Genomic DNA, 9,620 nt, shown 5'->3' on the forward strand with positions numbered 1-9,620 from the left:
AGTAGGTGAACATAATTGGCCATGGAACAAAAACAAGTGGAAGAACAAGCATATGACGAAAACCAGATTCAGGTACTCGAAGGTCTTGAAGCGGTTCGCAAGCGTCCCGGGATGTATATTGGTTCAACGAGCGCAAAAGGATTGCACCACCTTGTCTGGGAAATTGTTGATAATAGCATTGATGAGGCTTTGGCCGGTTTTTGCGATGAAATTAAGGTGACCATCGAAGAAAACAACAGCATTACGGTAACAGATAACGGACGGGGAATCCCGGTCGGTATCCATGAAAAAATGGGAAGACCGGCTGTGGAGGTCATTATGACGGTTCTCCACGCCGGCGGAAAGTTTGGCGGCGGCGGCTATAAAGTTTCCGGCGGACTCCATGGAGTAGGGGCGTCTGTCGTAAATGCCCTCTCGACTCACCTTGAAGTCAAAGTTCACCGGGATGGAAAAATCCACCTTCAGCGCTTCGAGCGAGGAGTACCGAAGGGTGAGCTCGAAATCATCGGAGAAACGGACAAGACCGGAACCATCATTCATTTTGAACCCGATCCGGAAATCTTCAGTGAAACAACCGAGTATGATTATGAAACACTCGCAAACCGTTTAAGAGAGCTTGCTTTCCTGAACAGGGGCATTAAAATTCTGATTGAGGACAAACGCGAAAACAAACGTCAGAATGAATACCATTACGAGGGCGGAATCAAATCGTATGTGGAGCATTTAAACCGCACAAAAGAAGCCATTCATGGCGAGCCAGTCTATCTTGAAGGAGAAAAAGACGGGATTACCATTGAAATCGCTCTTCAGTATAACGACGGCTATACAAGCAGCATTTATTCCTTTGCAAACAATATTCATACGTATGAGGGCGGAACGCATGAGGCCGGATTTAAAACGGCCCTGACCCGTGTCATCAATGACTATGCAAGAAAGCATAATGTGTTCAAGGACAGCGATGCCAATCTGAGCGGTGAGGATGTACGTGAAGGAATTACCGCCATCGTCAGCATCAAGCATCCTGATCCGCAATTTGAAGGGCAGACAAAAACGAAGCTTGGAAATTCTGAAGCCCGTACAGTAACCGATTCTTTATTTGATGAAGGCTTTGAAAAATTCCTGCTTGAAAATCCGCAAACAGCTAAGAAAATCGTTGAAAAAGGGATGATGGCCGCCCGTGCAAGAATGGCTGCCAAAAAAGCGAGAGAGCTTACAAGGCGAAAAAGCGCACTTGAAATATCCAATCTTCCCGGCAAGCTTGCAGACTGCTCATCCAAAGACCCGTCCATCAGTGAATTGTACGTCGTTGAGGGTGACTCTGCAGGAGGCTCTGCGAAGCAGGGGCGTTCCCGTCATTTCCAGGCGATCCTGCCGCTGCGCGGAAAAATTATCAACGTCGAAAAAGCCCGTCTGGATAAAATCCTGTCCAACAATGAGATCCGCACCATCATCACGGCTCTCGGAACAGGAATCGGCGAAGACTTTGATATCGCGAAAGCAAGGTACCATAAGGTCGTCATCATGACCGATGCCGATGTGGATGGAGCCCATATCCGAACGCTTCTTCTTACATTCTTTTACCGCTACATGCGTGAAATTATTGAAAAAGGCTATATCTACATTGCCCAGCCTCCACTCTATAAAATTCAGCAGGGCAAAAGAATCGAGTATGCCTACAATGACCGCGAGCTTGAACGGATAATGGGGGAAATTCCCCAAACGCCAAAGCCCGGCATCCAGCGTTATAAAGGTCTTGGAGAGATGAACCCTGAGCAGCTTTGGGAAACCACGATGGATCCTGAATCCAGAACCCTGCTTCAGGTAAGCCTTCAGGATGCAATCGAAGCGGATGAAACTTTTGATATCCTCATGGGAGACAAAGTCGAACCGCGACGCAACTTTATCGAGGAAAATGCAAAATACGTAAAAAATCTTGATATTTAATAACGAGAAAGACCGGTGCCGTTTTTTAAAAGGCCCGGTCTTTTTTTCTGCCCGCCCTGCCCGCCCTATCCTATGAGCCAGCCACCCCTGCAAAACCGCAGCGAATTGCCGGATGGGAACATAAAGCGATGGGATGGAGCGGGATGCCAGGGAAGGATACGTGGGAAGGCGGTGGAATCGTTCATTGCCAGGCAAAGCTCCCAATTTCTATCAAAGCATATGCAGGCGGTGAACAGAGCTGTAATTTTCATTTGAAAGTGTTTGCAACAGACCGCCGCCTTTGGTATGATGAAGGCAACGTAAACGTTTACACAAATTTTTTTGGAGGTTTGCGTAAACGTTTACTAACGAAGGAGGAGACGTCTATATGTTCAGAAAGCCATTAGCATTAAGTTTTAGCATCCTCTTCGGTGTGGGGGTGCTCTCTGCCTGTCAGGCTGAGAACACTCCATCCAGCGGCAAGGTGAAGCTTGAACTGTTTTCCAATAAAGCTGAGAACGTCGGCACGTTTGAAGGACTTATTGAAAAATTTGAAGAGAAAAATCCGGATATCGACATTCAGCTGAATGCCCCTCCGGAAGCCGAGACCGTATTAAAAACAAGGCTTGTAAAAGAGGATATGCCTGACATGCTGGCGATCGGGGGAAATGGCTCCTATGGAGAACTGGCGAATGCAGGCATCTTTTATGACTTCTCCAAAACTGATTTGCCGGATTCAATAAAGCCGTCCTATCTGGAGATGATCAATACGCTTGCGAATGAGCAGGAAGGTACATACGGAATTCCCTATGCTACAAACGCAAATGTTGTTATTTACAACAAAGCAAAATTCGCAGAATACGGGTTTGAAGCCCCTAAAACCTGGAGTGAGTTTATTGGACAGCTTAAGCAGGTTAAAGAAGCGGGTGACGTTCCGATTTATTTCACCCTCAAGGATGCCTGGACAGGAATGATTCCCTGGAACTCGGTCGCCGGAAATCTGCAGGGTGACAATTTTGCCGAGAAAAAGAGGAACGGGGAAGCGAGCTTTGAAGAAAATTACTCCGAGGTTGCCGACAAAATGCTCGAGCTGTTGAATTACGGCCATAAAAGCAATTATGGCTTCGGATATGCGGATGGAAACAAAGCCTTCGCGAATGGAGACGGAGTCTTTTACCTTCAGGGAAACTGGGCCATCCCGGAAATACAGAAAATAAACCCGGACATTGAGCTCGGAGTGTTTCCGCTCCCTGTCACAGAGGATCCGGAGCAAAACAACCTTGTATCGGGTGTTGACGTACTCCTTACGATGAATAAGGATATTGAGCACCCGGAGGAAGCGAAAAAATTCTTTCGTTTTATGCTTGAAGAAGAGCAGTCCAAACAGTACATCGAAGAGCAAAAAGCATTCTCTGCCATAGACGGTGTCCTCCAGGAGGATCCGGTCATGAAAGGGATACAGGAAAGCTTTGAAAAAGAGAGACTGACAGGCTTCCCTGATCACTCTTATCCAAGAGCCATTCGCCCGGAAGGAATTATTCAGGAGTTTCTGATCAATAAAAACAAAGATGCCTTTTTGCGCAAAATGGACAGGGAATGGGATAAAGTTCAAAACCGCTACTAATTCGGCACGAGAGGAGATCTGACGGATGAAAACAAGACAACGGGCTTTTATGCTCATGACCATTCCTGCACTGATTCTGTTTTTTGTTTTTCATACTTATCCGGCGCTGCAGGGAATCTACTACAGCTTTACGGATTACAAAGGCTATGGGGAATGGAGCTTCGTCGGACTGAAAAATTACTTTAACGTATTTCAGGATGAGCGGGCTCTGCAGGCCTATGGATTTACATTCCAGTTTGCGATCATTGCCACGATTCTGGTCAATATTTTCAGTCTCATTATAGCCATTGGCCTTAACTCCAAAATCAAATTTCAAAAAACGCTCCGTGCTGTATATTTTCTGCCGAATATTCTTAGTATTTTAATAGTCGGCTACATCTTCAACTTTATTTTTACTTTTTTTATTCCCGACATTGCTCAGGCACTTGGAATCAACGCACTTGCCGAGAACATCCTTGGACAGCCGGATCTTGCCTGGATTGGTATTATTGTCGTTTCCGTCTGGCAGGCGGTGGCGTTCAATACTATTCTTTATCTGGCCGGACTTGTTACCATCCCTGCTGATATGTATGAAGCAGCCAGCATCGATGGGGCGAATACATGGAAGAAATTCTGGAATATTACTTTCCCGCTGATCGCGCCTTTCTTTACCATCAACATGGTGCTTGCCATGAAAAACTTCCTGATGGTATTCGACCATATTATCGCAATGACGGGCGGTGGACCGGGAACGTCAACGGAATCGATTTCCCTTCTGATTTTCAGGGGAGGATTTGAAGGCGGAGAATTTGCCTATCAGTCTGCCAACGCAGTGATCTACTTCCTTGTTATCGTCGTCATCTCGGTTGTTCAGCTGCGCTACCTGCAAAGAAGAGAGGTGGAATTGTAATGAAAAAAGGCAAAACAAACTGGCTCGTTACCGGTCTTTTGATTGCAGGTTCCCTGCTTATTCTTTTTCCGCTCTATCTGGCGGTTACCATCTCGTTTAAAACGCCGGAGGAGATGGGGAAATCTCTTCTTGCGCTTCCAGAGCAATGGGACTTCTCAAACTATGCCCAGGCGATTGAGCTGACGAATTTTTTCAATGCCATGGGGAACAGTCTGTTTATTACCGTATTCGTCGTGGTATTGACACTGCTCACAAATTCAATGGTCGCGTATGCCATCGCAAGAAATATGCATAAGAAATTCTATAAGTTTATCTTTTATTATCTGGTAAGCGCCATGTTCATTCCGTTTCCGATCATTATGCTGCCGATCGTAAAACAAACCGCCCAGTGGAATCTCGACAATCTGGTCGGCCTGATCTTTTTGTATGTGGTCTACGGTTTAGCCTTTAACGTGTTTTTATACGTCGGTTACATCAAATCGATTCCGAGAGAGCTGGAAGAAGCCGCGATCGTAGATGGTGCCAGCACATGGGGGGTCTTCTGGAAAGTCATTTTCCCGCTGCTTATGCCAATGAACGCCACGGTCGGCATATTGACCACTCTCTGGGCGTGGAACGATTTTATGCTCCCGCTCGTCATCATCAGCGACAGGGAGCTATCGACCTTGCCGCTCGTGCAGTTTGTTTTCCAGGGTCAGTTCAGCACGGACTATAATTTAGCCTTTTCTTCTTACCTCATGGCTCTTGCGCCAATGATTCTTGTCTATATCATCGCGCAGAAGTGGATCATCAGCGGGGTTACGAAAGGGGCGATAAAATAACCTTAAATAAACAACCGTTTGCCGGCAACCTATCCGCACAGCCAGAACCCCCTAATTTGTATAGGGGGTTCTTTTTTTGACCGTAGATATCTGTTAAAAAATTCACAAGGAACATAGATTTTCATGAATAGACGTGTATTATAAAGGGATTATTGATATAATGGAGAATATGGCCTGATTTCAATCTACATAATCTTTGAAATGATTTTCATATAAACGGAGATAGTTTTTCTAACTCCCAAACAAAAGTTCTGGGGAGGTTTAAACATGGCTGAAGAAAAAACACCTCAAGTGAAGGAAATAAATATTAGCCAGGAAATGCGTTCATCATTCCTGGATTATGCGATGAGCGTAATCGTGTCAAGGGCACTGCCGGACGTTCGGGACGGGTTAAAACCTGTTCACCGAAGAATCCTCTACGCAATGAATGATCTTGGCATGACGAGCGATAAGCCCTTCAAAAAATCTGCGCGTATCGTAGGTGAAGTAATCGGTAAGTATCACCCCCACGGTGATTCCGCTGTTTACGACACGATGGTTCGGATGGCGCAGGATTTCAACTTCCGCTATATGCTTGTAGACGGTCACGGAAACTTCGGGTCTGTCGACGGCGATGCAGCAGCAGCAATGCGTTATACGGAAGCACGCATGTCGAAAATTTCAATGGAAATCCTCCGGGATATTAATAAAGATACAATCGATTACCAGGACAACTATGATGGCTCTGAAAAAGAACCTGTCGTCCTGCCGGCAAGATTCCCTAATCTGCTCGTAAACGGAGCAGCAGGAATAGCTGTCGGAATGGCAACGAATATTCCGCCCCACCAGCTTGGTGAGGTCATTGACGGGGTACTCGCTGTCAGCCGGAATCCAGAGGTTACCATCGCGGAGCTTATGGAAATCATCCCGGGTCCTGACTTCCCGACAGCTGGCCAAATCCTCGGCCGCAGCGGAATCCGCAAAGCCTATGAAACGGGCAGAGGCTCTATTATTGTACGTGCTAAAGTCGAAATTGAAGAAAAGCCTTCAGGCAAGCAGGTCATCATTGTGCACGAGCTCCCTTACCAGGTGAATAAAGCAAGGCTGATTGAAAAAATCGCTGACCTGGTCCGGGATAAAAAGATCGACGGCATTTCAGATCTGCGGGATGAATCCGACCGGAATGGAATGAGGGTCGTGATCGAGGTTCGCAAGGATGCCAATGCGAACGTGCTTCTTAATAACCTTTACAAGCAAACCGCTCTGCAGACGAGCTTCGGCATAAACATGCTGGCCCTGGCAAACGGACAGCCGCAGGTTCTGAACCTGAAGCAGTTCCTCGAGCATTACCTTGAGCATCAAAAGGTTGTCATCAAACGCAGAACGGCATTTGAGCTGAGAAAAGCAGAAGCACGGGCCCACATTTTAGAGGGCTTGCGTATTGCACTGGACCACCTGGACGCGGTAATCGCCCTGATCCGCGGATCGCAGACAACGGATATCGCACGCCAAGGCTTGATGGAGCAATTCTCTCTCAGCGAAAAACAGGCACAGGCGATTCTTGATATGCGCCTTCAGCGGTTAACAGGACTCGAACGCGAAAAAATCGAGGAAGAGTATCAGGGGCTTGTCGAGCTGATTGCCGAACTGAAGGCAATTTTGGCCGACGAAGAGAAGGTTCTTGAAATCATCCGGGAAGAGCTTCTGGAAATTAAAGAGCGCTTCAATGACGTGCGCCGCACAGAACTTATTGCAGGCGGAGCAGAAATTTTTGAAGATGAGGATTTGATTCCTGAAGAAAACATCGTTCTTACGCTTACTCACAACGGCTACATCAAACGGCTGCCGATCTCTACTTACCGCAGCCAGAAGAGGGGCGGAAGAGGAATTCAGGGAATGGGGACAAACGAAGACGACTTCGTAGACCAGCTCCTGACCACATCCACCCACGACACCATCCTTTATTTTACGAATAAAGGGAAAGTGTACCGCACGAAAGGATATGAAATTCCTGAATACGGCAGGACGGCTAAAGGCCTTCCAATCGTCAATCTGCTTGGAGTCGAACGCGACGAATGGGTCAAAGCCATTATCCCGGTTTCGGAATTCCCGGATGACTGGTACCTGTTCTTTACGACAAAAGAGGGAATTTCAAAACGGACGCCTCTATCCCAATTTGCCAACATCAGGACAAACGGATTGATTGCACTCGGCCTCCGCGAAGAAGATGAATTAATTTCCGTCCGCCTGACAGACGGTTCAAAGGATATTATCATCGGAACGAAAAACGGAATGATGATCCGTTTCCCTGAAACAGATGTCCGCCAAATGGGCAGAACCGCTACAGGCGTTAAAGGAATCAGCCTCACCGGCGATGACGAAGTAGTGGGAATGGAAATTCTGGAAGAAGATACAGATATCCTGATTGTAACCCGCAACGGATTTGGAAAACGAACACCGGCTTCTGAATACCGCATACAGAGCCGGGGTGGCAAAGGTCTTAAAACGTGCAACATTACCGACAAAAACGGCAGCGTTGTTTCCTTTAAAGCTTCTGCAGGTGAAGAGGACCTCATGCTGATCACAGCAAGCGGAGTTCTGATTCGTATGGACGTTAATGATATCTCAACAATGGGCCGGAACACTCAGGGTGTCCGTCTGATCCGACTCACCGAGAATCACCATGTTTCCACGATCGCACTTGTAGAAAAAGAAGAGCCGGAAACTGAGGATCTGGTGGATGAAGATTCTACAGACCCTGAATCTTCAGCTGAATAAAAAATAGAAAAAAAAGGTACAACCATTAAAGGTTGTACCTTTTTTTGCCGATAAAAAGAATAGATATAGGCCGAACGACCTAATTCACTCTCATGCCCGGAGTTAAATACAGATCGGAAAAATGAGGGGAGCCAATGGCCGGGGAGGGCGAGTTCCCTCCGCGAGCAGCGGGACAGTCTGTCCGCCGCCATCAGCGTTCAAGGTCAGCGAAACGTAAACAGCGTATTGAAAAAGGGGGTGCTGCACATGCGCACTGGATTAGAACAAATTGTAGACGGCTGTATTCTTTCAGAAGATATAAAAGGCCCTTCTATGCATCCGTTAATGAGAAAAGAAACCGTGATTGACGAGGAATTGACTGAAATTCTCAGAGCTTTTATGGTAAAAGAAATAGAGGTGCATCCTTACTTATCCAATGGAGAACCCTTTCAGCCGGGGTATACCATCAAAAAAAACCAGGATGTGCTGAAGCCTCAGAAAGAAGCCGCCGGGGAATTTGCTGTACACTTCCAAAAGCAGGCTCGTTCATTTAACAAGCTATTTTCAGGATGGCAGTCAGGAGTTTCAATAGATATTCCCAAACTGAGAGCGATTGTTCTCCCCTTACTCGAAACGTTTATTGACCATCCGACGGAGCTTCTTGGGATTCCCCGGTATTATCATGAAAAAGAGTATATCTCGCAGCATAGTCTTGCTGTATCGCTAATGAGTTCCTATGTTGCGAAGCAGCTCGGGTTTTCAAACGGAGAAATTAACCAGATTGCCCTTGCCGGTGTTCTAAGCGACTCAGGCATGGCGAAAATAAATCCTTCCGTTCTATTAAAAAAACTTGCGCTGACAGATAAGGAATTTGAGGAAATCAAGCAGCATTCCATAACCAGCTATAAGCTGATCAAGGACCTGAAAACGATTAAAGAAGGCGTTAAAGTAGGAGTGCTTCAGCATCACGAAAGGATGGACGGCAGCGGTTATCCCCTTGGCGTCAGAGGGGACCAGCTTCACCCATATGGAAAAATCGTGGCGCTCTCCGATACCTTTATGGCGATGATTTGTCCCCGTCCCTACAGAAGAGGCCTGTCCCCCTATAAAGTATATGAAGAAATTAAACAGGACAGCTTTGGGAAATTTGATCTCAACGCCGTCAATGTTTTATCTAAGCTTCTGACCCGCACGCTGCATGGAGCACATGTAAGAATTTCGGACGGGACCATTGGAGAAGTGATTTTTACCGACGCACAAAAGCCTGTAAGACCTATCGTCCGCCTGGAGTCGAAGGAAATCCTGCAGATGGATAAACGCATGGATCTATATATAGAAGAAACCCTTTAGAAGAGCCGGATGATCCGGCTCTTCTTCCAATTTGAACTGTTATTGCAAAAACAGAAACATTTATATAAAAAACTTCATAAAAGTTCTTGACCACGGTCTAGTCCCGGTGTTATAGTAAGAGAGTTCCTTCGGGAGCAGTGCTAAAAAAGTTCTTTGAAAACTAAACAAATCGAAGTGCCAACGTTAATTCTAAAGTTTTAAACAAGAGCTAGTCAAACTACTTTTTGGAGAGTTTGATCCTGGCTCAGGACGAACGCTGGCGGCGTGCCTAATACAT

The 9,620-nt window shown here is 46.4% G+C and carries 6 protein-coding genes; all 6 read left to right on the forward strand.

All coding sequences use genetic code 11. The features are described from left to right. The first annotated feature begins 21 nt into the window (after window positions 1–21). The 6 genes from gyrB to ACQCV8_RS04460 all read left to right on the forward strand — a co-directional run bounded on the left by gyrB (window position 22) and on the right by ACQCV8_RS04460 (window position 9,343). On the forward strand, window positions 22–1,944 hold the full coding sequence (gyrB, locus tag ACQCV8_RS04435) for a DNA gyrase subunit B (protein WP_426843376.1): 1,923 nt from the start codon (window positions 22–24) through the stop codon (window positions 1,942–1,944). Between the two features lie 367 nt (window positions 1,945–2,311). Beyond that, window positions 2,312–3,547, forward strand: a complete 1,236-nt coding sequence (locus tag ACQCV8_RS04440; protein WP_426843327.1) for an ABC transporter substrate-binding protein — start codon at window positions 2,312–2,314, stop codon at window positions 3,545–3,547. Between the two features lie 25 nt (window positions 3,548–3,572). After that, window positions 3,573–4,436 (forward strand): carbohydrate ABC transporter permease, encoded by an 864-nt coding sequence (locus ACQCV8_RS04445; RefSeq protein WP_426843328.1) that lies wholly within the window; start codon window positions 3,573–3,575, stop codon window positions 4,434–4,436. Next, window positions 4,436–5,257 (forward strand): carbohydrate ABC transporter permease, encoded by an 822-nt coding sequence (locus ACQCV8_RS04450; protein WP_426843329.1) that lies wholly within the window; start codon window positions 4,436–4,438, stop codon window positions 5,255–5,257. The genes ACQCV8_RS04445 and ACQCV8_RS04450 overlap by 1 nt, the downstream gene beginning before the upstream one ends. Window positions 5,258–5,524: 267 nt before the next feature. Then, the gene (gyrA, locus tag ACQCV8_RS04455; protein ID WP_426843330.1) at window positions 5,525–8,014 is read left to right on the forward strand and encodes a DNA gyrase subunit A; all 2,490 of its coding nucleotides are present in this window, start codon (window positions 5,525–5,527) and stop codon (window positions 8,012–8,014) included. 246 nt (window positions 8,015–8,260) lie between these two features. Next, window positions 8,261–9,343, forward strand: coding sequence for an HD-GYP domain-containing protein (locus ACQCV8_RS04460; protein WP_426843331.1), 1,083 nt, complete (start codon window positions 8,261–8,263; stop codon window positions 9,341–9,343). Window positions 9,344–9,620: the final 277 nt, after the last annotated feature.

This window comes from Metabacillus sp. 84 (assembly GCF_050107715.1).
In the GTDB taxonomy this organism is placed as follows: Bacteria; Bacillota; Bacilli; order Bacillales; family Bacillaceae; genus Metabacillus_B.